This is a genomic window from Anaerococcus lactolyticus ATCC 51172 (genome assembly GCF_000156575.1).
Classification (GTDB): Bacteria; Bacillota; Clostridia; order Tissierellales; family Peptoniphilaceae; genus Anaerococcus; species Anaerococcus lactolyticus.
In genome coordinates this window covers 1-219 of record NZ_GG666227.1, presented here as the reverse complement: position 1 = coordinate 219, position 219 = coordinate 1, and the positions used below count along the sequence as shown (strand labels likewise).

Annotated in this window: 1 protein-coding gene; it reads right to left on the bottom strand. The window is 27.4% G+C overall.

The genetic code is table 11. The annotated features are described in order from the left end of the window. A partial coding sequence (locus tag HMPREF0072_RS10955; RefSeq protein ID WP_004831303.1) for a DUF3801 domain-containing protein occupies positions 1-219 on the bottom strand: 219 nt, incomplete at both ends.

The following is a 219-nucleotide window of genomic DNA, read 5'->3' as shown; positions in this document are numbered from 1 at the left end:
TGGTTTTACTTTTTCTTTTACTTTTCTTTTGACTTTTTCTTTTGTCTTATCCTTGTTATTGGATAGGTCTTTGTATTTCTTTATTTGTTTTAGGATACTTTCTTTTTCTTTTTTATTTTCCTTGGCTATGACTTGCTTAAAGGCATATTCCATTACTTTTATGTCTTTGGCTTGGAAGAATATTTCATAGTTTTGGCTTTCTTTGTTTTTCATTACTGA